The 22,696-nt window shown below is 66.8% G+C and carries 21 protein-coding genes; 5 read left to right on the top strand and 16 right to left on the bottom strand.

Going from position 1 to position 22,696, the window contains the following annotated elements:
• Window positions 1-21: 21 nt before the first annotated feature.
• On the bottom strand, window positions 22-1,440 hold the full coding sequence (locus ACOQOP_RS03080) for a SulP family inorganic anion transporter (RefSeq protein WP_420564850.1): 1,419 nt from the start codon (window positions 1,438-1,440) through the stop codon (window positions 22-24).
• A gap of 334 nt (window positions 1,441-1,774) precedes the next feature.
• Between ACOQOP_RS03080 and ACOQOP_RS03075 the strand changes: the two genes are divergently transcribed.
• Complete coding sequence (locus ACOQOP_RS03075; RefSeq protein WP_420564849.1) at window positions 1,775-2,386, top strand: DedA family protein; 612 nt, start codon at window positions 1,775-1,777, stop codon at window positions 2,384-2,386.
• Window positions 2,387-2,407: 21 nt separating this feature from the next.
• Here the strand turns inward: ACOQOP_RS03075 and ACOQOP_RS03070 are convergent, their stop codons facing one another.
• From ACOQOP_RS03070 to ACOQOP_RS03060, 3 genes are all read right to left on the bottom strand, one after another.
• Window positions 2,408-2,812, bottom strand: a complete 405-nt coding sequence (locus ACOQOP_RS03070; RefSeq protein WP_420564848.1) for a DUF4112 domain-containing protein — start codon at window positions 2,810-2,812, stop codon at window positions 2,408-2,410.
• The gene (locus ACOQOP_RS03065) at window positions 2,799-2,987 is read right to left on the bottom strand and encodes a hypothetical protein (RefSeq protein ID WP_420564847.1); all 189 of its coding nucleotides are present in this window, start codon (window positions 2,985-2,987) and stop codon (window positions 2,799-2,801) included. Before ACOQOP_RS03065 ends, ACOQOP_RS03070 begins: the two co-directional genes overlap by 14 nt.
• A gap of 113 nt (window positions 2,988-3,100) precedes the next feature.
• The gene (locus ACOQOP_RS03060) at window positions 3,101-3,991 is read right to left on the bottom strand and encodes a methyltransferase domain-containing protein (protein WP_420564846.1); all 891 of its coding nucleotides are present in this window, start codon (window positions 3,989-3,991) and stop codon (window positions 3,101-3,103) included.
• A gap of 692 nt (window positions 3,992-4,683) precedes the next feature.
• Between ACOQOP_RS03060 and ACOQOP_RS03055 the strand changes: the two genes are divergently transcribed.
• Entirely contained in the window at window positions 4,684-5,367 is a 684-nt protein-coding gene (locus tag ACOQOP_RS03055; protein ID WP_420564845.1) for a hypothetical protein, read from the top strand.
• Window positions 5,368-5,377: 10 nt separating this feature from the next.
• On the opposite strand, the gene ACOQOP_RS03050 is transcribed toward ACOQOP_RS03055, so the two are convergent.
• The 8 genes from ACOQOP_RS03050 to ACOQOP_RS03015 all read right to left on the bottom strand — a co-directional run bounded on the left by ACOQOP_RS03050 (window position 5,378) and on the right by ACOQOP_RS03015 (window position 15,442).
• A complete protein-coding gene (locus tag ACOQOP_RS03050; protein WP_420564844.1) occupies window positions 5,378-6,790 on the bottom strand; it encodes an efflux transporter outer membrane subunit in 1,413 nt (470 codons plus the stop codon).
• A 4-nt stretch (window positions 6,791-6,794) separates the two neighbouring features.
• The gene (locus ACOQOP_RS03045; protein ID WP_420564843.1) at window positions 6,795-8,735 is read right to left on the bottom strand and encodes a MacB family efflux pump subunit; all 1,941 of its coding nucleotides are present in this window, start codon (window positions 8,733-8,735) and stop codon (window positions 6,795-6,797) included.
• Window positions 8,732-9,934 carry an efflux RND transporter periplasmic adaptor subunit gene (locus ACOQOP_RS03040; protein ID WP_420564842.1) on the bottom strand — a complete coding sequence of 401 codons (1,203 nt, stop codon included), beginning with the start codon at window positions 9,932-9,934 and terminating at the stop codon, window positions 8,732-8,734. The genes ACOQOP_RS03045 and ACOQOP_RS03040 overlap by 4 nt, the downstream gene beginning before the upstream one ends.
• A 257-nt stretch (window positions 9,935-10,191) precedes the next feature.
• The gene (locus tag ACOQOP_RS03035; protein WP_420564841.1) at window positions 10,192-10,989 is read right to left on the bottom strand and encodes an ABC transporter ATP-binding protein; all 798 of its coding nucleotides are present in this window, start codon (window positions 10,987-10,989) and stop codon (window positions 10,192-10,194) included.
• Entirely contained in the window at window positions 10,973-11,836 is an 864-nt protein-coding gene (locus ACOQOP_RS03030) for an ABC transporter ATP-binding protein (protein WP_420564840.1), read from the bottom strand. The genes ACOQOP_RS03035 and ACOQOP_RS03030 overlap by 17 nt, the downstream gene beginning before the upstream one ends.
• The gene (locus tag ACOQOP_RS03025; RefSeq protein WP_420564839.1) at window positions 11,833-12,762 is read right to left on the bottom strand and encodes an ABC transporter permease; all 930 of its coding nucleotides are present in this window, start codon (window positions 12,760-12,762) and stop codon (window positions 11,833-11,835) included. The genes ACOQOP_RS03030 and ACOQOP_RS03025 overlap by 4 nt, the downstream gene beginning before the upstream one ends.
• A gap of 10 nt (window positions 12,763-12,772) precedes the next feature.
• Window positions 12,773-13,834 carry an ABC transporter permease gene (locus ACOQOP_RS03020; protein WP_420564838.1) on the bottom strand — a complete coding sequence of 354 codons (1,062 nt, stop codon included), beginning with the start codon at window positions 13,832-13,834 and terminating at the stop codon, window positions 12,773-12,775.
• A 9-nt stretch (window positions 13,835-13,843) separates the two neighbouring features.
• The gene (locus tag ACOQOP_RS03015) at window positions 13,844-15,442 is read right to left on the bottom strand and encodes an ABC transporter substrate-binding protein (RefSeq protein WP_420564837.1); all 1,599 of its coding nucleotides are present in this window, start codon (window positions 15,440-15,442) and stop codon (window positions 13,844-13,846) included.
• A 189-nt stretch (window positions 15,443-15,631) separates the two neighbouring features.
• Here ACOQOP_RS03015 and ACOQOP_RS03010 point away from each other — a divergent pair, with 189 nt between their 5' ends.
• The gene (locus ACOQOP_RS03010) at window positions 15,632-16,561 is read left to right on the top strand and encodes an ABC transporter substrate-binding protein (RefSeq protein ID WP_420564836.1); all 930 of its coding nucleotides are present in this window, start codon (window positions 15,632-15,634) and stop codon (window positions 16,559-16,561) included.
• 34 nt (window positions 16,562-16,595) lie between these two features.
• Here ACOQOP_RS03010 and ACOQOP_RS03005 read toward each other — a convergent pair whose 3' ends face one another.
• On the bottom strand, window positions 16,596-17,594 hold the full coding sequence (locus ACOQOP_RS03005; protein ID WP_420564835.1) for an isopenicillin N synthase family dioxygenase: 999 nt from the start codon (window positions 17,592-17,594) through the stop codon (window positions 16,596-16,598).
• Between the two features lie 191 nt (window positions 17,595-17,785).
• Complete coding sequence (locus ACOQOP_RS03000; protein ID WP_420564834.1) at window positions 17,786-18,235, bottom strand: Lrp/AsnC family transcriptional regulator; 450 nt, start codon at window positions 18,233-18,235, stop codon at window positions 17,786-17,788.
• Window positions 18,236-18,410: 175 nt separating this feature from the next.
• Between ACOQOP_RS03000 and hppD the strand changes: the two genes are divergently transcribed.
• Together hppD and ACOQOP_RS02990 are read left to right on the top strand one after the other, a co-directional pair.
• Window positions 18,411-19,529 carry a 4-hydroxyphenylpyruvate dioxygenase gene (gene hppD, locus ACOQOP_RS02995; protein ID WP_420564833.1) on the top strand — a complete coding sequence of 373 codons (1,119 nt, stop codon included), beginning with the start codon at window positions 18,411-18,413 and terminating at the stop codon, window positions 19,527-19,529.
• 20 nt (window positions 19,530-19,549) lie between these two features.
• Complete coding sequence (locus ACOQOP_RS02990; protein WP_420564832.1) at window positions 19,550-19,909, top strand: Rieske (2Fe-2S) protein; 360 nt, start codon at window positions 19,550-19,552, stop codon at window positions 19,907-19,909.
• On the opposite strand, the gene fahA is transcribed toward ACOQOP_RS02990, so the two are convergent.
• Together fahA and hmgA are read right to left on the bottom strand one after the other, a co-directional pair.
• Complete coding sequence (fahA, locus tag ACOQOP_RS02985; protein WP_420564831.1) at window positions 19,906-21,153, bottom strand: fumarylacetoacetase; 1,248 nt, start codon at window positions 21,151-21,153, stop codon at window positions 19,906-19,908. The genes ACOQOP_RS02990 and fahA overlap by 4 nt on opposite strands.
• A 35-nt stretch (window positions 21,154-21,188) precedes the next feature.
• Entirely contained in the window at window positions 21,189-22,556 is a 1,368-nt protein-coding gene (gene hmgA, locus ACOQOP_RS02980) for a homogentisate 1,2-dioxygenase (RefSeq protein ID WP_420564830.1), read from the bottom strand.
• Window positions 22,557-22,696: the final 140 nt, after the last annotated feature.

The following is a 22,696-nucleotide window of genomic DNA, read 5'->3' as shown; positions in this document are numbered from 1 at the left end:
GCCCGTACCCGTTTCGGCCGCTCAATGCTCGAGCAGCCGGTCCATGGCGCCGGGCTTGTCGTGTACCGCCAGCTTATCGACGATGGTCTCGCTGGCCTTGTTCAACCCCACGATCTCGACGTTGGCGCCCTCGCGGCGAAACTTCAAGACGACGGTGTCCAGGGCGGCGACGCTGGAGATGTCCCAGATATGGGCGAGCGACACGTCGATGGTGACGTTGTCCAGCGCCTCGCGGAAGTCGAAGGAGGCGAGGAAGCTGTCGGCGGAGGCGAAGAACACCTGGCCCTCCACCACATAGGTCCGCGCCGAGCCGTCCTGCGACAGGGTCGAGGTGACGCGGAAGATCTGGGCGATCTTCCAGGCGAAGAAGATGCCGGACAGCAGCACGCCGACCACCACGCCGATGGCCAGGTTGTGGGTCGCCACGACCACCACCACGGTGGCCAGCATGACGACGGAGGAGCTGCGCGGATGCACCCGCAGGTCCTTCAGCGACTGCCAACTGAAGGTACCGACGGAGACCATGATCATGATCGCCACCAGGGCGGCCATCGGGATCTGGCGCACCCACTCACCCAGGACGACGCAGGCGATCAGCAGGAAGATGCCGGCGAGGAAGCAGGACAGCCGCCCCCGTCCGCCGGACTTCACGTTGATCACCGACTGGCCGATCATGGCGCAGCCGGCCATGCCGCCGATGAAGGCGGTGCCGAAATTGGCGATGCCCTGGCCGATGCATTCCCGGTGCTTGTTCGACGAGGTGTCGGTCAGGTCATCGACGATGGTCGCCGTCATCAGCGATTCCAGCAGGCCCACCACGGCGATGCCGGCGGAATACGGCAGGATGATCTGCAGCGTCTCCAAGGTCAGCGGAACGTCCGGCAGCAGGAAGATCGGCAGCGTGTCCGGCAGCTCGCCCATGTCGCCGACCGTGCGCAGATCGAGGTCGAAGCCCATGGAGACGGCGGTCAGGATGATGATGCAGACCAGCGGCGACGGCACGGCGGTGGTCAGGCGCGGCAGCAGATAGATCACCGCCAGCCCGGCCGCGACCATCACGTAGGTCAGGCCCGGCACGTCGATCAGCTCGGGAAGCTGGGCCATGAAGATCAGGATCGCGAGCGCGTTGACGAAGCCGGTCATCACGCTCTTGGAGACGAAGCGCATCACCGTCGCCAGCCGCAGGAAGCCGCAGGCGATCTGAAGCAGTCCGGCCAGCACTGTCGCCGCCAGCAGATACTGCAGCCCATGATCACGCACCAGGGTCACCATCAGCACCGCCGTGGCCGCGGTCGCCGCCGAGATCATGCCCGGGCGGCCGCCGAAGATGGCCGTCAGCACGGCGATCGAGAACGACGCGTAGAGGCCGACCTTGGGGTCGACGCCGGCGATGATCGAGAAGGCGATGGCTTCCGGAATCAATGCGAGAGCGACGACCATGGCCGCCAGCACATCGCTGCGGACATTGCCGAGCCAGTCATTCTTGAGCGTATCGAGCGAGGTACCCTCCTGGGTGCCGGGGCGTTGGGCGGGACGGTGAAGCCGGAGGGCTAGGGACTACCGAAAACCTGATCATATTGCAATGCAGCATCGCCTTTTTCCAGCGATGGCAGGGGTTTGACGTGGCCATAAGCTGATGCTTGAACCCATGTCGCGCCATGGCGACCGGTTAGAATTTCTGGCCTCCTCCCCACATACCTGGCTCCCTTCAGGCAACCGGGTTCGACGCCCGCCGTTGTCACCGCAGAGTACCGCACACGCGAGGACGTCCCCCATGGTCGAGCTGATCAACGACTGGATTTCGACCTGGGGAGCACCCGCGATCGGTCTGCTGATGTTCATCGAGAACGTGTTCCCGCCGATCCCCTCCGAAGTGGTCATGCCGGTCGCCGGCCTCGCCGCCGCGCGGGGTGAGCTGTCGGTGGTGGCGGTGATCGTCTGCGGCACGATCGGCTCGGTTGCCGGCGCGACCCTTTGGTTCGCCGCAGGTCTTGCCCTCGGCGCGGACCGTATCCGCCGGTTCTGCGCCCGTCATGGCCACTGGTTGACGATCAAGCCGGAAGACGTGGACAGCGCCCAGCGCTGGTTCCGTCGCTGGGGGCATCTGGCGGTGTTGTTCGGCAGGATGGTGCCGGGGGTCCGGACCCTGATCTCGGTCCCTGCCGGCGTGGCCGGAATGGGGTGGGTCCCGTTCCTGATCTACACGACCCTGGGATCGCTGATCTGGGTCAGCGGTCTCACCATGGCGGGCCACTGGCTCGGCGAGCGCCAGAACGTCCTCACCGACTCCCTGTCGGCGGTCGGCAACGTGGTGATCGCGGTGTTGGTCGGCTGGTATCTGTGGCGGGTCTTCACCCTGCGCCGTCGGCGCGACGCAGGAGAGTAGCCGGAACAGGCCGGGACGCGGTCAGGCCCGGCCGGCCCTGACGAAATGCTCGCGCAGCAGGGCGACGTTGCGCCGGTTGGCCTTGTAGCCGACATCCAGCAGATCGCCGATCAGTGGGATCGCGCCGATCAGGAAATCGATGCCCACATTGGCGGCCATCCGGACCAACAGGGACGTCGGAGCGCCGAGCCGGTGGGCCCGCGCCAGGATGTAGAAGGCGGGCAGCGTGACCAGCCCGTCGCCGATGCCCGGGATAAGCCCGACCAGGCCGTCCAGGCCGAAGCGGATGCTCGTTCCGGGCACCCGGAACCGGCTGTCCATCAGGTCGGCCAGCCCGTCCAGCGCGTCCAGGTCCCGGCGCAGGTCCGGGATCGGGCGGGTCCGCGGCTCCCGGTCGACAGGGGCGGTCGCTTCAGTTGTTGTCATGGGGTCGTCCCGCCATGCCGGCCGCCTGAAGGATCGCCATCGACTGCTCGGTGGTGATCTTCGACCGCCAGGCGAGCTTGTCCACGCTCTGGGTGCAGATGAACGACTGTGCGGGATCGCCCAGCTGGCTGACCTCCGCGTCGCTTTCCAGTCCGGTTCCGTCGATAGTCTTCATCGCGCTCTCCGCAGCTCGGTGTCGGTGCCCATGTGCCCGATTGCACAACGGTCCGACCAGCCGACCGGTTCCCGAGCTTCAACGCGGTTTCCGATGCGGAAACGGTATCGCCGTCAGACGGCCCATTTCTGGGCGACGAACAGGGCGCGGCGGTGGGAGTGATAGGGGGTCTGCTGCGCGATGGCGGCCAGCAGACTCGGTGCAGGGGCGACTTCCGTCACGCTCTCGAACCCGACCTGGTACAGACTGTCGATCATGCCGCGATAGGTGGGCTGGAGCGCGCCGGCACCAGGCGCCCCCGGCGGTCCTCTGCGGATCCATCCGGGGGCCGGGACGTTATGGATGACCGTGTCGATCAGGACGAGCCGCGCCGTCTTCTCGTGCATCAGGCGCAGCAGCCGGATCGGATCGGTCAGACGGTGGACGAGACCCAGGGCCGAGACGCAGTCGAAGGCATCCGGCTTCAACCCGACCAGATACGCGTAAGGATCGGCGACCTGGAAGCGGCGGTTCGCCTGACCGCTGAGGGTGTGAAGCACCCTGGCCCGGCGGATCGCCTCCTCGCGGCGGTCGATGCCGACGATGCGTCCACCGATGCGCTCGGCCAGCTTCATCGGAATGAGCCCACAATCGGTCTCGAGGTCCAGCAAGCTGCCAACCGGAGCGAACTCGGCCAGTGCCTTGTCGAGCAGGGACATCCGGATCGACAATGCCTCCGCACTCTCCAGCGAGAAGTCGACCACCGGAGCCTCGCGGTCCAGATGGGCTCCTGAGACACCGGGAAACAGCTCCAGCGCGTAGCCCCAGGGCCGGTGCTGTCTCAGCAGGTCGAGATCCGCCGCACGCGGCGGTGCTTGGCACAAGGGCCGGTCGGGAAATCGTTCGGCGACCGGAACCATGATCTCGTCGACCAGGCTTTCGCGGACTTCGCCCATCTCGCCACTGAACGTGATGATCGTGGCTACGTCCGCCTCGGTCTCAAGGCGCTTCTTGCTGGAAGACATGATGACTTTCCTGCCGCACGCGGTATCCCGATCACCTCGGTTCGGCCTTGATCGCCACCCTCAATGCCCGGTATGCCCAGACACAATACTCATCTCGACCAGCACCTATAATAGCGCAATCAAGCCGACTGATAATCTGATCCGTCCTCAGTTAACCAAGATTCAATGAGAAATGTTCCCGATAGTATTTTCGAATTTTTAAAAATCACAGAGGGTGAATACCCACAAATACTGAATTATTTTCGATTTTCTGGATAATTTTATATATTTCATTGCATAGTATGCGGATTAGTCATTTCATGTACCTGAAGTGCGCCCCTATACCATAACTTCTGTAAGAAACGGGCCGAGACCTGATCCGATGAATTTTCTGGACAGACTTCTTTTTCTCGGACCGGCGACGGGGGTTGTCGCGCCACCGTATCCTCTTGAATCAGAGGGATAACCTACCATTTCCCTGACGGTAGCCTGTCACGGTTCCGTGCGTGGGCCCGCAGCGGTCCGTGAGCGTGTCGTACACTGAATACGCCCGAGCCCTCAAGTTCCTCGGATTGGTTCGATTGATATCGAAGCCACGAAAGTTTGCCGGAATGGAAGACTGTTCAACCGATCTTTCACCGTATCTCGACTATGACTTGAACACTCTCTATACGCCGAGATGCCTGTATCAGGTTGAACTTGATTTCTTCCGAATGACCGAGATGGCGCGGGTCTGGCTCGAGGAGAACCGGGCGGCTCCGTACAAGCTGGCGCTGCTCGCCGGCGTTTCGACCAGCCAGACCCACCGCACCCTGCACGACGACTGGCGCCCCTCCCACCGCCTGCTGGTGCGTATCGCCCGGGCGCTGCCGGAGGACTGGGTCGCAGCCTTCGAGCGCGACTGCGACGCCGTTCTGCCCGGCGCGATGCACAACATGCCCGACAGCAACCCGACCCACCGCCTGCACGAGGCCCGCGCCATGGCGGCGAAGTGCGAGTCCTTCGAGGCCTATTGCAAGTATCTCACCGGACACGACTTCACCTTCGCCACGGTCCACCGCAACGACGGTCCGCTCAGGTTCCGCGTGGTCCACACGGCCGACCCGCGCCTGCAGGATGTAGCGCGGGAGCGCGGCTACATTACGCCGTTCTTCCGCCCACTGGTCCGCCTGGAGCAGGCACCCGACCAGACCAACCTCGCCATCCTCCGCCACCCGATCATCATCGGCGGAGAGCCCTTCACCAGCACCTACTGGCTGATGCAGTTCAACGTCTTCGGCACCAACTTCTCCATCGCCGACCGGATGGCCTTCACCCCGGTCGCCACGGCCCGCCAGGCCCATATCATCCGACGGTTCTACGACGTCCTCGTGCCGACCCTGCTGGAAAACGACTGACCGCCGGGCGTCAGTCCAAAGCGGCGGACGAGAGGGAGGTTCCGGCCGGCGGCACGTCCCAACCACCGCCCAGGGCCACGAACAGGTCCGCCGCCGAGAGAAAGGTCGACAGCCGGGCCTGAACCAGCGTGTCGTCGGCCGACAGCTTGGTGCGCTGGGCGTCCAGGACCGTGAGGAAGTCGGCCGCACCGGCCTCGTAGCGGATGCGCGACAGCTCGTAGGCGTAGCCTGCCTGCTCCGCCGCCTCGGCCAGATCGGCGACCCGCCGGTTGCCGGTATCGACCCCGGCCATGGCGTCCTCGGTCTCCCGGAACGCAGTCAGCACCGCCCCCCGGTAGGTCTCCAGCAGTTCCAGCCGCCGCGCTTCCGCCCCGTCGAGCTGGCCCTGGAGCCGGCCGCCGTCGAAGATCGGCGCCGCCAGCCCACCGGCCAGGCTTGCCAGGGTCGACACCCCGCCGTCGAAGGCGCCAGAGACCGCGGTACCGAGCGAGATGGTGGCACTGGGGTAGAAGGCCGCGCGGGCGGCCGCCACATCGGCATCCGACGCCCGCAGGGTCGCTTCCACACGGCGCAAGTCCGGCCGGCGCTGCAGCAATTCCGCCGGCTGACCGGTCGCGACCCGCGGCAGGGACAAGGCCTGCAGTCCTGTCTCCTGTACCGCAATGGCGCCCGGCGGGCGGCCGATCAGAACCGCAAGCCCGTTCATCGCGACCCGGTCCTGCTCATCGAGGGCGGCGAGCTGGGCGCGGAAGGCCGCCACGGCCGAGCGCTGCTGGGCCAGGTCGAGCTCCGTTGCCGCACCGGCCCGCACCCGGGCTTCCACCAGATCCAGCACCTGCACGGCCGCCGCCAGGTTCTCCTGGGCGATCGTCGTGCGTTGGCGGATCGACAGGACGGTGAAGTACAGGGCCGCGAGATCGGATTCCATCACCAGCCGGGTCGCCTCCCGCCCGAACTGTTCGGCCTCCAGGGCGAATTGCGCGCTGTCCACCTGGGCATCCAGACGGCCGAACGGGTCGAGGTCGTAGGACAGGGTCAGCCCGCCATTCCAGCCGCTGTCCGAGCCGCCCCCGTCTAGGTTCTGGTCGCGCGAAGCGTTTGCGGAGGCGTCGAGCGACGGCACCCGGTCGGCGGCCACCGCGCGCAGGGCCGCGCGGGCCTGCTGGATCTGGTATCGCGCGGTGGCTAGGTCGACATTCTCCGCCATGGCCTGGGCCATCAGCCGGTCAAGCTCGGCGCTACCGAACCGGCGCCACCAGTCGGCGCTCGGGGCCAACGCTTGCTGGAACTGCGACGTTGCCGGCACCGGCTGCGACCAGACGGCCGGGACAGACGTCGTCGGAGTCGACCGGCCCGGCGCGATGGCGCAGCCGGAGGCGACAAGGCACAGGCCGAGGGCGGCGGCGATCCGTTGAACAGACATCGGGTTACTCCACAGTCAGGGCGACCGCCGGCTCCTGCCGGGCGGCCTTGCGCGCCGGGAACCAGCCGAAGACGAGGCCGGTCGTCACCGCGCAGACGAAGGCGAGCACCGCCGGGGCGGTCGAGAACACGACCGAGATGCCGACGCTGGAGGCCGCAAGGCCGGCGGCGATGCCGAGCGCCACACCGGCCAAACCGCCGATGCCGCAGACGATCAGCGCCTCGACGTTGAACTGGATCATGATGTCCCGCATCCGCGCGCCGGTGGCCATGCGCACGCCGATCTCGCGGGTCCGCTCGGTGACGCTGACCAGCATGATGTTCATCACCCCGATGCCGCCGACCAGCAGCGAGATCGCCGCCACCGAGCCGAGCAGGATGGTCAGGGTGTTCTGGGTCTGCTCCACGGTCTGGATCAGGGAAGCGGTGTTGTGCACCCGGAAGTCCTCGGTGCGGTGGCGGGCCAGCAGCAGGTCCTTCACGGCCTGCTCGGTCTCCGTCACGGTCTCCAGATCCGCCACCTTGACTGTGATCGTGCCGAGGTGGGGCTGGCCGAAGATCCGCATCGTGCCGGTGGTCAGCGGCACCAGCACCGTGTCGTCCTGGTCGGAGCCGAAGGGTGTCGCCCCCTTCTTCGCCAGCACGCCGACCACCTCGAACGGGATGTTGCCGATCAGGATGTAGCTGCCGACCGGCTCGCCGCCGTTGGGAAACAGGTTGTCGACCACCGTCTGGCCGAGCACGGCGACGGGGGCGTAGCTGTCCACGTCGGCCATGGTGATGAAGCCGCCGCTCGCCAGCTCCCAGTCCCGCGCCGGGGCATAGTCCGGCCACACCCCCTGGATCGACGAGCGGTAGTCGATATTGCCGTAGCGGATGGTCGAGGAGCCGCGCTTCTCCGGGCTGACGGCGGCCACGCCTGGCACGCCCCTGAGCGCCTCGGCATCTGCCGTGACCAGCGTTGCCGTATCGCCGTCGCCGCGCACGCCGGGAGCGCCGGGCCGGACCAGCAGCAGGTTCGTGCCCATGGACTGGATGCGGCCGAGCACGTCGGCCCGACTGCCTTCGCCCACCGCCAGCATGGTAACCACCGCCGCCACGCCGATCACCACGCCGAGCAGGGTCAGCGCGCTGCGGAACAGGTTGGCGCGCAAGGAGCGCAGGGACATCCGCACCGCCTCGGGCAGGGTCGCCAGGCTGGAGGCGGTGGGCATCCAGCCCTCGGCCACCGTCTGGCCGGTCTCGCGGGCCGCGTCGACCCGGCCGGTATCCTCCACGATCCGTCCGTCCAGCAGCCGGATCACCCGATGGGCGCGGGCCGCGACGTTGGGGTCATGGGTGATCATGACGATCGTGCGTCCCTCGCTGTTCAGACGCTCCAGCATGTCGAGCACCTCGGTGCCCGAGCGGCTGTCCAGGGCGCCGGTCGGCTCGTCGGCCAGGATCACAGCGGGATCGTTCATCAGAGCGCGGGCGATGGAGACCCGCTGCTGCTGGCCGCCGGAAAGCTGGCTCGGCCGGTGGTGGCCGCGGTCGCCGAGACCGAGCTGGTCGAGCAGATCGTCGGCCCGCTCCTCGCGACGGTCCTGGCTGGAGCCGGCGTAGATCGCCGGCAGCTCCACGTTCTCCGCCGCCGTCAGGGTGGAGATGAGGTTGTAACGCTGGAACACGAAGCCGAAGACGTCGCGGCGCAGGCTTGCAAGCCCGTCGGCGTCGAGCTCGTCCACCTCGATGCCGCGCACCGTGTAGGTGCCGTGGGACGGGCGGTCGAGGCAGCCGAGGATGTGCATGAGCGTCGACTTGCCGGAACCGGACTGGCCGATGATGGCGACGAACTCGCCGTCATGGATGTCCAGGTCGATCGCGTCGAGGGCGACCACCTCGCCAGCGCCGGAGCGATAGCGCTTGCCGACGCCGCGGAAGCTGAGCAGGGGCGTACCGGTCACAGCCGGGCTCCGAAGCCGCCCGGCCGTCCGGCAGCACGGGCCGCGGTGCTGGTTCCCGGGAGAACGACCTGCTCGCCACCCTCCAGGCCGGAGGAAATCGCCGCCATGCTCCGGTTGCTCAGCCGCACCTCGACGGCCCGCTTCTCCTGGGTGCCATCGGGACGCAGCACAGTGACCGTCTGCCCCTTGCCGTCGAGGCCTGGCGCCAGGGCGGCGAGCGGCACCACCGGCAGGTTCTTGGCCCGGTCGAGCACGAAGAACACCTGGGCCGTCATCTCCGACATCAGCGCCCGGTCGGAATTGTCGATGTCGATCAGCGCGTTGTAGAGCACCACATCGTTGACAACCTCGGGTGTCGGCAGCACCTGACGGACGATCGAGTACCACTCGCGGTCCGGCATGCCGAGGGTGGTGAAGTACAGCGGCGTGCCGGGCTTCAACAGCACCACGTCCGCCTCGGCAACCTCGGCCCAGACGGTCATGGTATCCAGGTCGGCGATCTGAAGGATGATCGGCGCGGTCTGGTTGGCGTTGAGCGTCTGGCCCTCCACCGCGTCGAGGGAGACCACGGTGCCGGCCATGGGCGCGCGGATCTCGGTATAGCCGAGGTTGGTGACGTCGGCATCCAGGGTGGCCTGGGCCTGGTCGATCTGCGCCTTGAGGGATTCGATCGACGCCTCCGCGACGGCGAGGCCGGCGGCCCCGATCTGCAACTCGTCCTCGCTGATCGCCTTGGCGGCGAACAGGCGCTGGTTGCGCTGGTGCTGCTGCCGGGCGAGCTGGCGCTCCGCCTCGCGCTGGCGCAACTGAGCGCTGAGATCCGCGAGCTGCGCCCGGTCGGCGACCACCCGAGATTCCTGCACCCGGGCGTCCAGCTCGGCCAGCAGGTCGCCCTGCTCCACCTGGTCGCCGATCTCCACATAGAGCTTGCTGATCTGGCCGGAGATCTGGGCGCCCACATCGACATAATCGCGCGGTTTGATGGTGCCGAGCGAGGTCACCGTGCGCTCCAGCGCGCCGCGCTCGACCGTCACCGCGCGAGGGGCGGTCGGGGCAGGGTCGAGCAGGATGTCACGGCCATAGACGGCCGCACCCGCCCCGACCAGGGCGATCGCCAGCAGAAGGATGAGCCAGCGTCGGCTGCTGCGGGGGCGCCTCCGGGGTTTTCTCGGCGCCTTGAGGGGTTCGCTATCGGTCACGGATCCCACCGGTTTGAAACGGGTCCGACGCCGAGGACCGGACGTCGGTCTCGGTACAACGGAGCCTGACGGGATTTCCGTCGCGGGAGGGGTGGGGTCAGGGCCACATGGTGATTGTTGATATTCTCCTATCCTCCCAGCCCGTCATCCTGGACTTGATCCAGGATCAAGCTGCCGACACGTCCGCGGCTTGATCCTGATTTGCATCAGGATGACGCGGGGGCGGGCCGGCCGTGGGGCGGGCCGGCCGTGCTCCCTCAATCGAACGTCAGCAGCGAGTCCGCCGTGTCGCGGTCGTAGCCCAGCGACGCGTTGAGGAGCTGGAGGGTGTAGTTGTGCTGCGGCTCGGAGCGGCGGAGCTGGTCGACGTCCATCTCCTCCACCACCCGGCCCGCGTTCATCACCGCCAGCCGGTCGCACATATGGGCGATCACCGCCAGGTCGTGGCTGACCAGGATGTAGGTCAGCCCGTGCTCCTGCTTGAGGCGCTGCAGCAGGTTCAGGATCTCCGCCTGCACCGACACGTCCAATGCCGAAGTCGGCTCGTCCAGCAGCAGGATGCGCGGCTCCAGCATCAGCGCCCGGGCGATCGCCACCCGCTGGCGCTGGCCGCCCGAGAGCTGGTGCGGATAGCGGAACCGGAACTCCGGACCCAGGCCCACATCCCGCAACAGCGCTTCCACGCGCGGGCCGATGTTGCGGATACCGTGAATCTTCGCCGGCTCGCTCAGGGTGCGGTCGACCGTGTGGCGCGGGTGCAGCGAGCCGTAGGGATCCTGGAACACCATCTGGACGGTCTCGTAGAAGGTCTTCGACCGCTTCGGGCCGAGATCCGTGCCGTCCACGGTGATCCGACCGGTCCAGTTGGCCGCAAGGCCGGCGATGGCGCGCAGCACCGTGGACTTCCCCGACCCGGATTCGCCGACGAGGCCGAAACTTTCACCCCGACGCACGGTGAGCGACACGTCGCGCACCGCGTGAACCGCCTCCTCGCCCTTGCCGAAACGGACGTCGAGATGACTGATCAGGAGAGCAATGTCAGCGGATTCGGGCATCGACACCGGGCTCCGTCTTCCAGGCTTCGTCGCGGACCAGGGTCGAGAGGCGTTCGACCGGCTGGTCCACCCGCGGCAGCGAGGCCAGCAGGCCGCGCGTATAGGGGTGGGTGGCGTTGTGCAGCTCCGAGGCCCGGCAGGTCTCCACGATCTGCCCGGCATACATGATCACCACCCGGTCGCAGAACGACGCGACCAGGTTCAGGTCGTGGGAGATGAACATCAGCCCCATGCCCCGCTGGCTGACCAGGTCGTCGACGATCGCCAGCACCTGCATCTGCACGGTCACGTCCAGGGCCGAGGTCGGCTCGTCGGCGATCAGCAGATCGGGCTCGGCGATCAGCATCATGGCGATCATGATCCGCTGGCCCATGCCGCCGGACACCTCGTGGGGATAGGCCTTATAGACCCGCTCCGGATCGCGGATGCGCACCGCCTCCAGCATCTCCAGGGTGCGCTTCCGGGCCGACCCGCCGCGGGCGCCGGCACTGACCCGATAGGCCTCATCGATCTGCTTGCCGATGGTCATCACCGGGTTCAGCGAGAATTTCGGATCCTGCATCACCATGGCGATGCGGTTGCCGCGGATCCGCCGATACTCCCGCTCCGACAGCTTGGTCAGGTCGATGCCGTCGAACGCCATTTTGCGGGCGGTGACGATCCCCGGCGGTCGGATCAGGCCGAGCACGGCGCGACCGGTCATGGTCTTGCCGGAGCCGGACTCGCCGACGATGCCGACCTTCTCGCGGCCGACCGAGAAGCTGATGTCACGCACCGCATGCACCGTGCGGGTTCGGGTGGGGAAGTCGATGCTGAGCCCCTCCACCTCCAGCAAGGGCCCGCTCATCGGCTGGACCTCGGATCGAGGGCGTCGCGCAGCCCGTCGCCCAGCAGGTTGAAGCCCAGGCTGACGGTGAAGATGGCGAGGCCCGGCATGGTGGCGACCCACCACTGGTCCAGGATGTAGAGCCGGCCGGTGGAGATCATCGCCCCCCATTCCGGCAGCGGCGGCTGGGCGCCGAGGCCAAGGAAGCCGAGACCGGCGGCGGTCAGGATGATGCCGGCCATGTCCAAGGTGACGCGCACGATCACGCTGGACAGGCAGAGCGGCACCACATGGCCGGTGACGATGCGCAGCGGCGACGCCCCCTGCAGCCGGATCGCCGAGATGAAGTCGGAGTTGCGGATCGTCAGCGTCTCCGCCCGGGCGATGCGGGCATAGGGCGGCCAGGAGGTCAGCGCGATGGCCAGCACCGCGTTGCCGATGCCGGGGCCGAGGGCGGCGACGAAGGCCAGGGCCAACACCAGGCGCGGGAAGGCCAGGAAGATGTCGGTGAACCGCATCAGCACGGTGTCGACCCAGCCGCCGGCATAGCCCGCCACCGTGCCGATCAGCAGGCCGAAGACCGGGGCGGTCACCACGACCAGCGCGACCACGTAGAGCGTGATCCGAGCGCCGTAGAGCAGCCGGCTGAGGATGTCGCGGCCGAGTTCGTCGGTGCCGAGGATGTTGCCCGGGGTGCCCGGCGGCAGCAGGCGGCGCTGCAGGTCCTGGGCGATCGGGTCGTGCGGCGCCAGGACCGGTGCGAAGATCGCCGCCAGGACGAGGGCGACGACGATGGCCAGGCCCAGCAGGGCGAGCGGATTGCGGGCGAGCCCGAGCCAGCCGAGATAGACCTGGATGCAGCGGGCCTGGAACGGGCTGGACGGCGTCTCGCTGGTCAGCCAGGCGCGCAGGCCGGGGGCGGCGGTGTGGGTGACGGGGGCGCTCATGGCTCTCCCCTCACCGGGCGCGCGGGTCGAAGACCCGGTACAGAGTGTCGGACAGCAGGTTCAATCCCACAAAGACGATGCCAACGACCACCGTGCCGCCGAGCACGGCGTTCATGTCGGCGGAAAGCAGCGCGTTGGTGATGTAGAAGCCGATGCCGGGCCAGGCGAAGACGATCTCCGTCAGCACCGATCCTTCCAGCAGGGTGGCGTAGCTGAGCGCGATGACCGTTATCAGCGGCACCATGACGTTCCCGAGCGCATGGCCCCAGATCACCCGCGCCTCCGACACGCCCTTCACCCGGGCGGTGGTGATGTATTCCTGGGCGAGCTGCTCCAGCATGAAGCTGCGGGTCATGCGGCTGATATAGGCCAGCGAGTAATAGCCGAGTACGGAGGCCGGCAGGATGATGTGCGACAGGGCGTTAGAGAACACCTCGAGATCGCCGGCGATCAGGCTGTCGATCAGGATGACGCCGGTCACCTGGGGGACGATGTCCTCGAAGAACACGTCGAGCCGGCCGGGTCCCGCCACCCAGTCGAGCTTGCCGTAGAAGATCAGCAGGCCGACCAGACCGAGCCAGAAGATCGGCATGGAATAGCCGAACAGGCCCAGCAGCCGCACCACATGGTCGGGCCAGCGCCCCTGATGCACCGCGGCCATCACGCCCGCAGGAATGCCGATCGCGACGCCCAGCAGGGTGGCGACGGTCGCCAGCTCCAGGGTGGCCGGGAACACCCGGGCGATATCCTCGATCACCGGGCGCGAGGTCAGCAGCGAGGTGCCGAAATCGCCGCGCGCCACCTCGCCGATATAGGTGAAGAACTGGATGATGATCGGCTGGTCCAGGCCCATCGCCTTGCGGGTGGCCTCGTAGACCTCGTTCGTCGCCCGCTCGCCGACGACGGCGAGAACGGGATCGATCGGCATCACCCGGCCGATCAGGAAGGTGATCAGGAGCAGGCCGAGCAGCGTGACCGCCAGGGTCACGACCACCCCGCCGCCCTTCAGGAGCCCCTGACGGGAGGGGAGCCAGCCCCCCCTCCCGCCGGGACGCGAACCAGTGAGGCTCATCGCGTCCGCTTACTTCGTGACGGTCCAGTAGTAGACCGACGAGATCGCGCTGCCGGTCACCAGATTCTCGACGCCCTTGCGCAGGCCGGTCTGCTCGATCTTCTGGAACATGACGACGAACGGGCTCGTCATCTGGTGCTCCTTCTGGATCGCCCGGTACATCTCGGCGCGCTTGTCACGGTCCGCCTCCTGCACCGCGGCCTCGGTCTGCTTCGTCATCTCCGGGATGTCCCAGGCGTTGCGCCAGGCCAGCTTGCCGGTCAGCTTCGCTTCGGCCGCGTTATCCAGATTGTGGGCGAAGGTGTCGGCATTGGTGTGCGGGTCCGGATAGTCCGGCCCCCAGGCGCCGAGATAGACGTCATGCTCCCGCGCCCGGTACTCGCCCAGCGACTGCTTGCCGGTCATCGGGGTCAGCTCGACCTTGATGCCCGCCTCGGTCAGCGAGCCCTGGATCGCCTGCGCCATCGCCATATAGGACGGCTCGTTGCGCACGTTGATCTTCACCGACACGTCGTCGGCATGGCCGGCCTCGGCCAGCAGCGCCTTCGCCTTGGCGATATCGAGCTTGTAGGGCTGGTCCTTCAACTCGCCCAGATAGGTGAGCGGCAGGAAGGCCTGATGCACGGTGTACTGGCCGCGCAGGATGGTCTCGGTCATGCCCTTGTAGTCGACCGCCCATTTGAAGGCCTCGATCACCTTGGGATCGTTCAGCGGGGCCTTGGTCTGGTTCAGCGACATGTAGACGATCCGGCCGCGCAGATCCTCGGCCACCTTCAGGTCGCCGTTGGACGAGATGGCGGCGATGTCTTCCGGCGTCAGGTTGCGCGCGACGTCGATGTCGCCCTTCTCCAGCAGCAGGCGCTGGCTGGCGGACTCGGCGATGTGGCGGACGAACACCCGCTTCATCGCCGGGGTGGCGCGCCAGTAGTCCGGGTTGGCGTCGAGCACATAGGACTCGTTCGCCTTCCAGGACCGCAGCGAATAGGCGCCGGAACCGGCGGTGTTGGTCTTCAGCCATTCATAGCCGAAATCGCCGTCCTTCTCGTTGGCCATGACCGTCTTCTTGTCGACGATGGCACCGATGGTAGCGGTCAGGCAGTTCAGCACGAAGGACTGGGCGTAGACCTTGTCGGTGGTGATGACCAGGGTCGAGCCGTCGGTCGCCTTGATCGTGTCCTCGATGTTGTCCTTGGTGAAGCCGAACTGGGTCAGGATGAAGGACGGGGTCTTCTCCAGCAGCACCGCGCGGCGCAGGGAGAACTCGGCGTCCTCCGCGGTGACCGGGTTGCCGGACTGGAACTTGATGCCGTCGCGGATCTTGAAGGTGAAGGTCTTGCCGTCCTCGCTGACGGTCCAGGACTCGGCGAGCCCGGGCTGGTAGCCGGCGGCCAGGTCGAGCGGATTGAACTCGACCAGATGGTCGTAGGTGTTCCGGAGCAGGTCGCCACCGGAGAACTCGAACGCCTCGGCGGGATCGAGAGACACGATGTCGTCGATGGTGGTCGCCACGACGAGGGTGTCTTTGGGCGTATCGGCGAAAGACACCGGCGCGGTCAGCGTGACCGCCGCAAGCAAGCCGAGCGCCCAGGCGGGCGTAAGCTTAGACATTTGTGAAGCCTCCAATTGATGGTCCGCATCGGTTCTGTGACCGACTGCGCGACCGTTGGATATCCACTAAAGCAGGATTCCCACGGCGCAAAAACCAGATTCATTGGCACCACCGAACACCCGATCCGACCCGGCCGCCCGGTTCATTCGACGGCTGGCGGGTTCCGGTCCGGCTGCTATGCTCGGGCCATGAGCAGACCCAGAATCACCCTCTTCGAGAACCTCCGCACCCTCGGCTACGTGCCCTTCTACCTCGCCATCGAGCGGGGGGACTGGGCGCGCGATGGGGTGGATGTCGCCGTCACCCTGTCGCCCTCCACGGAGTATACCGCCCAGGGCCTGCTGGACGGCGCGACGGACGTCTCCTGGGGTGGGCCGATGCGGGTGATGATGCACCATGACGCGGCCCGCAAACGCGGCGAGAATTGCCCTCTGGTTTGCTTCGGCCAGGTGGTCGCCCGCGATCCCTTTGTGCTGGTCGGCCGCGAGCCCAATCCGGCGTTCCGCTTCACCGACCTGAAGGGCAAGCGCCTGGGCGTGGCGGTGGAGGTGCCGACCCCCTGGATGACCCTGCAGGACGACCTGGACCGGGCTGGCGTCATGCCCGGCGACTGGGCCCGTGCGCCCGACCGCACCATGGGCGAGAACGTGGAAGCGCTCGGCCGCGGCGAGGTTGACGTGATCCAGGTCTTCGAACCCCATGCCGACCGGGCGGTCACCGGGCACGGCTGCCATGTCTGGCACCGCTTCGCCACCCGGGGCGATGTCGGCTTCACCAGCTTCTACACCACCCGCGCCTTCGCCGAGCGGGAGCGCGAGACCTGCCGGGCGCTGATCCGGGGCATCGGCCGCAGCCTGCGCTACCTGCACGCCGCCGACACGGCCGAGATGGCGGCGACGGTGCAGCCCTATTTTCCCGACCTGTCGGCCGAGGCGCTGGCCCGGATCATCGGCACCCTGCGCGGGGTCGGGCTGTGGGCGAAGACGCCGCACTTCCCGCCGACCGCCTTCGTGCGGCTGAAGGCGGCCCTGCTCACCGGCGGCCTGATCTCCCACGACATCCCCTACGACCTCGCGGTGGACGCCGAGCTGTCGGACACGCCGATCCCGGCCGAATGACCCCGCCCGACTGACGCCGACCGACTGATACCGCTCACGCCGCCTTGTGGCTGGCGTCAATCTTGCGGCGGATATGCTCGCCGGCGGTGATGGTCGGGTAGCGTGGCGCCTCGCCCGGCCCCAGGCAGGTCGGCACGCAGCGGATCTCGGCGTCGAAGTTCGGGTGGACGAAGTAGCCGATCGACATGCGACGGCTCTGCACGTCGCCGGTATCCGGCACCACAACCCGGTGCAGCGTCGAAACCCACCGGTCGTTGGTCCAGCGCTGCATCATGTCGCCCAGATTGACCACCAACTCGCCCTGCTTCGGCTGCACCGGCACCCAGCCCCCGTCCGCCAGCCGGGCCTCCAGGCCGCCCTTGCCCTCGGTCATGGCGAGGAGGGTCATCGCCCCGAAATCGGTATGCGCGCCGGCCCGGAGCTGTCCCGGCTCCGGCGCGGTGCCGAGGACCGGATAATGGTGCATGCCGAAAATCGAGAAATGGCGATCCAGCATCGCCGCGAACGCCTCCTCATCCTGGTCGAGCGCCCGGGCGGTGATCCGCATCATGTCGCGCGACAGCCGCTCGAAGGCCCGGTACAGGTCGACCAGCGCGGCGTCGAACCCGCCCGGCACGTCAGGGATCGTGTTGCCGGCATAGGCGGTCTCGGCATCGGCCAGCGACGCGTAATGGGCGGAGTGATCGTCCACCGGCCCCAGGAAAATGGATTCCCGCAGGTCCGGCGGGGTCTTGGCCCCCAGGGTGGCGCCCAGGTTGCGGGTCGCCACCCGGTGATAGCCCCGCTGCCGGGCCGCACCGGTGGGATGGAAGCGGTCCTTGTCCTCCTGCGGCAGATCGAAGAAATCCATCCCCAACCCGATCGCCCGCCTCAAGGTCTCCTGCGGCAGGCCATGGCCGGAGATCACCAGGAAGCCCACGCTCTCGCAGGCCTCCCGCACGGCCCGGGCGACCGCATCCTTGCCCGCGGGATCGCCCGACAGGAACGGTGAGATATCGATGGTCGGGATCGCCAACGCGTCTGGTTCCGCCACGGCCGAGGTCTCCTTCTTCGTGAGGGGCGGGCCGGTGGTCCGGGCCGCCGGGACAGCGCCCCCCAACTGCACCCAATTCGACGGTAACCGACAGTCCCGCCGCCGAACAAGATACGACCGATGCCGGACGCAGGGGATCGTTCGGGCGCGACATCATCCGACGTCGGCTGCGCAGTCAGCGGCCTGCCGCCTCACCTGATCGGCAGGCCCGGGCTGTTCTTGACCGTGCGCAGGACGATCTCCGAGCGGACGTGCCCCACCTGGGGATGCGGGAGCAGCGCGTCGTGGATGAAGCTCGCGAACGCGTCCAGGTCGCGGACATAGATCTCCAGGATGTAGTCCGCATCGCCGGAGGCCGAATGGGCGGCCCGGACCTCCTCGCGCTCGTTCAGGAAGTCGAGGAAACTGGCCTCCTTGCCGTGACCGCTCAGGTTCACCCGGGTGATCGCGCGCAGGCCGAAGCCGACCGAGCGCGGGTTGATCCGGGCGTGATAGCCAGCGATCACCCCCTCCTGTTCCAGGGCGTTGCGGCGGCGCGAGCATTGCGACGGCGACAGGTTCACCACCTCCGCCAGGGCGACATTGCTCAGGCTGCCGTCATTCTGCAGGGCGTTCAGGATCGATACGTCCGCGCGGTCCATCTGCGTCTCCGGAGTGTTTCACGCACCATATGCCATTTTCATGCGCGCTTCATGCATATTCAGCGTTGCGACGTGCGTGATCGCAACCACATTGCATGCAAACGCGTTCATAATACGCATCAAGCTGATGGACCGGCTGCGGTCCAGCTCGACGAGATTTCAGGAGGATCCGTTCATGGGACCTTTTCCGCACGACGCCCCCAAGGCCACGATCAGCGAGAGGAACCCGGCCGGCACCGACGGGTTCGAGTTCGTGGAATTCGCCCATCCCGAGCCCGAGAAACTGGACACGCTGTTCCGGCAGATGGGGTTCGAGCCGGTGGCCAGGCACAAGACCAAGGACATCACCCTGTACCGCCAGGGTGACATCAACTACCTGCTCAACGCCGAGCCGACCAGCCATGGCGCCGCGTTCGTGAAGGAACACGGACCGAGTGCGCCGGGCATGGCCTGGCGGGTGGTCGATGCGCATTTCGCCCTGAAGCGGGCGCTGTCGCTTGGCGCCGAGGAGTATACCGGCGACGGCAAGGCGCTGGACGTGCCGGCCGTCTACGGGATCGGCGGCTCGCTGCTGTATTTCGTCGACACCTATGGCGATGAAGGGAGCTGCTATTCCCAGGATTACGACTGGCTCGGCGCGGAAGACCCGTCACCCGAGGGTGTGGGCTTCTATTACCTGGACCACCTGACCCACAACGTGGTCCGCGGCAACATGGACACCTGGTACAAGTTCTACCACGACACCTTCAACTTCCGCGAAATCAAGTACTTCGACATCAAGGGCAAGCAGACCGGGCTGACCAGCCGGGCGCTGACCTCGCCCGACGGCAAGATCCGCATTCCGATCAATGAGAGTGCCGACGACAACAGCCAGATCGCGGAGTACCTGAAGGAGTACAAGGGCGAGGGCATCCAGCACATCGCCATCGCCACCGAGAACATCTACGACTCCACCGACGCGATCGCCGCCAAGGGCATGTCCTTCATGCCCGCCCCGCCGGACATCTACTATGAGATGTCCCACAAGCGGGTCGCCGGGCATGACGAGCCGATCGACCGGATGAAGAAGAACGGCATCCTGATCGACGGCGAGGGCGTGGTCGGCGGCGGCCAGACCCGCATCCTGCTGCAGGTCTTCTCCAACACGGTGATCGGCCCGATCTTCTTCGAGTTCATCCAGCGCAAGGGCGATGACGGCTTCGGCGAAGGCAACTTCCGTGCCCTGTTCGAGTCGATCGAGGAGGACCAGGTTCGGCGCGGCGTTCTGAAGGCCGTTCCCGAGCCGGCCGAATAAGACCCAACGGCTGGGCTGAGATGAGCTGGCAGGACCTGTCGAGCGCCCCTGCAATCGGGACGGTGCTCTGCCGCCGCGACGCGGTGAAGGGAGCGCTGCCCTACTCGGTGGAGACTGAGAAGGGCACGTTCCCGATCATCCTGGTGGAGACCGATGCGGGCATTGCGGCCTATGTGAATGCCTGCCCACATCAGTACCTGCCGCTGAATTACCGGCGGCCGAACATCCTGTCGGCCGATGGCCGGAAGCTGATCTGCAGCGGCCACGGCGCCCTGTTCGACATCGAGACAGGCGAAGGCCTGTCCGGCGACGGGCTCGGATGCACGCTGGACCAAGTGCCGGTGAGCCTGGATCCGGACGGGATGATCCGGATCGGCTAGGCCGCCGGGAGCACCGTACCCGTGCAGTCCCCGAAGCCGATGCGATAGCCGTCGCCCTGGGCATGCCCGCGGAGCGTCAGCGTATCCCCGTCCTCGATGAAGCTGCGCACCGATCCGTCGGCCAGGGTCAGCGGCTCCTTGCCGCCCCAGGTCATCTCCAGCAGTGAGCCGTAGCTGTCCTTGTCCGGCCCCGAGATCGTGCCCGACCCCAGCAGGTCGCCGGACCGCATCGCGCAGCCGGAGCTGGAATGGTGGGCGAGCTGCTGCGCGGCGGAATAGTACAGCTCGCGGGCATTGGTGCGGCTGAGTGTCGTCACCTGGTCGCTCCCCGCCGGCTGCATCGCGACCTCGAGGGCGATGTCATAAAGCATCGGCCCCGGCTCCTTGAGGTAGGGGAGCAGGGGCTTCTCTCGCGCCGGCGCGGCGACACGGAACGGCTCCAGCGCCGCCCTGGTGACGATCCAGGGGCTGATGGTGGTGGCGAAGGCCTTGGCCTGGAACGGGCCGAGCGGCTGGTATTCCCAGGCCTGGATGTCCCGCGCCGACCAGTCGTTCAGCAGCACATAGCCGAAGATCATGGCGTCGGCCTCGGCGACCGAGACCCGCGCGCCCATGGCCGACCCGGCGCCCACGATCGCCCCCATCTCCAGCTCGATATCCAGCCGCCGGGACGGCCCGAAGCTCGGCATGTCGGCGTCGGGCGCCTTGAGCTGGCCGGATGGGCGGTGGAAATCGGTGCCCGAGACCACGACGGTGGAGGCCCGGCCGTTATAGCCGATCGGGATGTGCAGCCAGTTGGGCGGCAGCGCATTCTCCGGACCGCGGAACATGATGCCGACATTGAAGGCATGCTGCCGTCCGGCATAGAAGTCGGTGTATTCCGCCACGTCGAACGGCATGTGGAGCCGGACCTCGTCCAGGGCCACGAGATGGGGGCGCACCTGCGCCTCCTTGCCGCTGCCGGCCTGGAGCAGCGCCGTCAGGGTCGCGCGCAGCTCCGCCCAGACGGCGGGACCCGCCGCCATCAGCGGGTTCCACCGACCCTGCTGGAGCAGCGCCCCCGCGGAGAGGGAGATGAGCCCGGCCGTCTCCAGCGCGGCGACGTCGAGGACGCAGGCCCCGATCGCCACCCCGCATCGCCTGCCCTCCCCCGTCTGCGAGAAGACCCCATAGGGCAGGTTGTTCAGTGGAAAATCGCTCGCGGGGTCGTTGGCGCTGTCGAGCCAGCTTTGCATCAGAGGCATGGTCTATCGTCGCCCTTTCCGGGTGCGTGCAGCAGTCAGTCCCAGTTGCCTTCCGGCGTGCCGTCGAACCGCTTCTTCAGACTGTCCCAGCAGTCGATATAGGTGTCCTGCAATGGTGCCTCCTTTGCGGCGAAGGCCGTCAGATGCTGCGGGAACCGGGTCTCGAACATGAAGGACATCGTGTTCTCCAGCTTGTGCGGCTTCAGCTCGGAGAAGGTCGCCTTCTCGAAGGCCTCGTTGTCGGGACCGTGGGGCAGCATCATGTTGTGCAGGCTCATGCCGCCCGGCACGAAGCCCTGGGGCTTGGCGTCGTACTGGCCGTAGATGTTGCCCATTAGCTCCGACATGACGTTCTTGTGGTACCAGGGCGGACGGAAGGTGTCCTCCATGACCATCCAGCGCTCACGGAACAGCACGAAGTCGATATTGGCCGTGCCCGGCACGCCCGAGGGTGCCGTCAGCACCGTGAAGATCGACGGATCCGGATGGTCGAAGAGGATCGAGCCGACGGGGCAGTAGTTCCGCAGGTCGTACTTCACCGGCGCGTAATTGCCGTGCCAGGCCACAACGTCGAGCGGCGAATGGCCGATCCGGCAGGTATGGAACTGGCCGCACCACTTCACCGTGACGGTGGACGCAACCTCCCGGTCCTCGAAATACGCGACGGGTGTCTTGAAGTCGCGGCGATTGGCCAGGCAGTTGGCGCCGATCGGGCCGCGATTGGGCAGTTCGAACTTCTGCCCGTAGTTCTCGCAGACGAATCCCCGGGCCGGGCCCTCCACCAGTTCGACCCGGTACACCAGGCCGCGGGGGATGATGGCGATCTCCTTCGGCTCCAGATCGATCACGCCGAGTTCGGTGCAGAACCGCAGCCTTCCCTCCTGCGGCACGATCAGCAGTTCGCTGTCGGCCGAGTAGAAGTATTCGTCCTCCATCGAGCGCGTCACCAGATAGACATGGCTCGCCATGCCGGTCTGGGTGTTCACGTCTCCGGCGGTGGTCATCGTGCGCATGCCGGTCAGGAAGGTCAGCGGTTGGTCGCTATGCGGCACCGGGTCCCAGCGGTACTGGCCAAGCGACACGACATCCGGGTTCACGTGCGGCGCCGACTTCCAGTACGGCAGGTCGCGCTTCTCGAAGCGCCCGGTATGCTTGACAGACGGCCGGATACGATAGCACCAGGTCCGCTCGTTCTGGTGGCTGGGCGCGGTGAAGGCGGTGCCGGAGAGCTGCTCGCCATAGAGGCCGTACGGGCATTTCTGCGGGGAGTTCATCCCCTGGGGCAGGGCCCCCGGCAGCGCCTCGGTCTCGAAATCGTTGCCGAAGCCCGGCATATAGCCCTCGGTCAGGCCGGTGCGGCCGGTGCCGCCGCCCTGCCGCGCCTCTCTCGTGAGATCGTTCATTTTCCTGTCCTCCTAACCGTGCTTGCCGATACCATGATAGTTACTTTTGTAACTAACAAGGGGAGAGTGCAGGCGGATGACAACAGGTGAGGAGGACGATCATCCCTTTGAGATAAATAACTTTATACCCTACCTGCTCA

Source organism: Thalassobaculum sp. (assembly GCF_965223715.1).
Taxonomy (GTDB): Bacteria; Pseudomonadota; Alphaproteobacteria; order Thalassobaculales; family Thalassobaculaceae; genus Thalassobaculum.
This window is presented reverse-complemented; position numbering and strand designations above follow the sequence as displayed.

Coding starts and splice junctions, on each gene's coding strand:
- ACOQOP_RS03070 (WP_420564848.1), bottom strand. CDS start 2,812: ATGACAACAACTGAAGCGACCGCCCCTGTCGACCGGGAGCCGCGGACC.
- ACOQOP_RS03075 (WP_420564849.1), top strand. CDS start 1,775: ATGGTCGAGCTGATCAACGACTGGATTTCGACCTGGGGAGCACCCGCG.
- ACOQOP_RS03050 (WP_420564844.1), bottom strand. CDS start 6,790: ATGTCTGTTCAACGGATCGCCGCCGCCCTCGGCCTGTGCCTTGTCGCC.
- ACOQOP_RS03000 (WP_420564834.1), bottom strand. CDS start 18,235: ATGGACCGCGCGGACGTATCGATCCTGAACGCCCTGCAGAATGACGGC.
- ACOQOP_RS02990 (WP_420564832.1), top strand. CDS start 19,550: ATGAGCTGGCAGGACCTGTCGAGCGCCCCTGCAATCGGGACGGTGCTC.
- fahA (WP_420564831.1), bottom strand. CDS start 21,153: ATGCCTCTGATGCAAAGCTGGCTCGACAGCGCCAACGACCCCGCGAGC.
- ACOQOP_RS03065 (WP_420564847.1), bottom strand. CDS start 2,987: ATGAAGACTATCGACGGAACCGGACTGGAAAGCGACGCGGAGGTCAGC.
- ACOQOP_RS03080 (WP_420564850.1), bottom strand. CDS start 1,440: ATGGTCGTCGCTCTCGCATTGATTCCGGAAGCCATCGCCTTCTCGATC.
- ACOQOP_RS03030 (WP_420564840.1), bottom strand. CDS start 11,836: ATGAGCGGGCCCTTGCTGGAGGTGGAGGGGCTCAGCATCGACTTCCCC.
- hppD (WP_420564833.1), top strand. CDS start 18,411: ATGGGACCTTTTCCGCACGACGCCCCCAAGGCCACGATCAGCGAGAGG.
- ACOQOP_RS03025 (WP_420564839.1), bottom strand. CDS start 12,762: ATGAGCGCCCCCGTCACCCACACCGCCGCCCCCGGCCTGCGCGCCTGG.
- ACOQOP_RS03060 (WP_420564846.1), bottom strand. CDS start 3,991: ATGTCTTCCAGCAAGAAGCGCCTTGAGACCGAGGCGGACGTAGCCACG.
- ACOQOP_RS03010 (WP_420564836.1), top strand. CDS start 15,632: ATGAGCAGACCCAGAATCACCCTCTTCGAGAACCTCCGCACCCTCGGC.
- ACOQOP_RS03020 (WP_420564838.1), bottom strand. CDS start 13,834: ATGAGCCTCACTGGTTCGCGTCCCGGCGGGAGGGGGGGCTGGCTCCCC.
- ACOQOP_RS03055 (WP_420564845.1), top strand. CDS start 4,684: ATGACCGAGATGGCGCGGGTCTGGCTCGAGGAGAACCGGGCGGCTCCG.
- hmgA (WP_420564830.1), bottom strand. CDS start 22,556: ATGAACGATCTCACGAGAGAGGCGCGGCAGGGCGGCGGCACCGGCCGC.
- ACOQOP_RS03035 (WP_420564841.1), bottom strand. CDS start 10,989: ATGCCCGAATCCGCTGACATTGCTCTCCTGATCAGTCATCTCGACGTC.
- ACOQOP_RS03015 (WP_420564837.1), bottom strand. CDS start 15,442: ATGTCTAAGCTTACGCCCGCCTGGGCGCTCGGCTTGCTTGCGGCGGTC.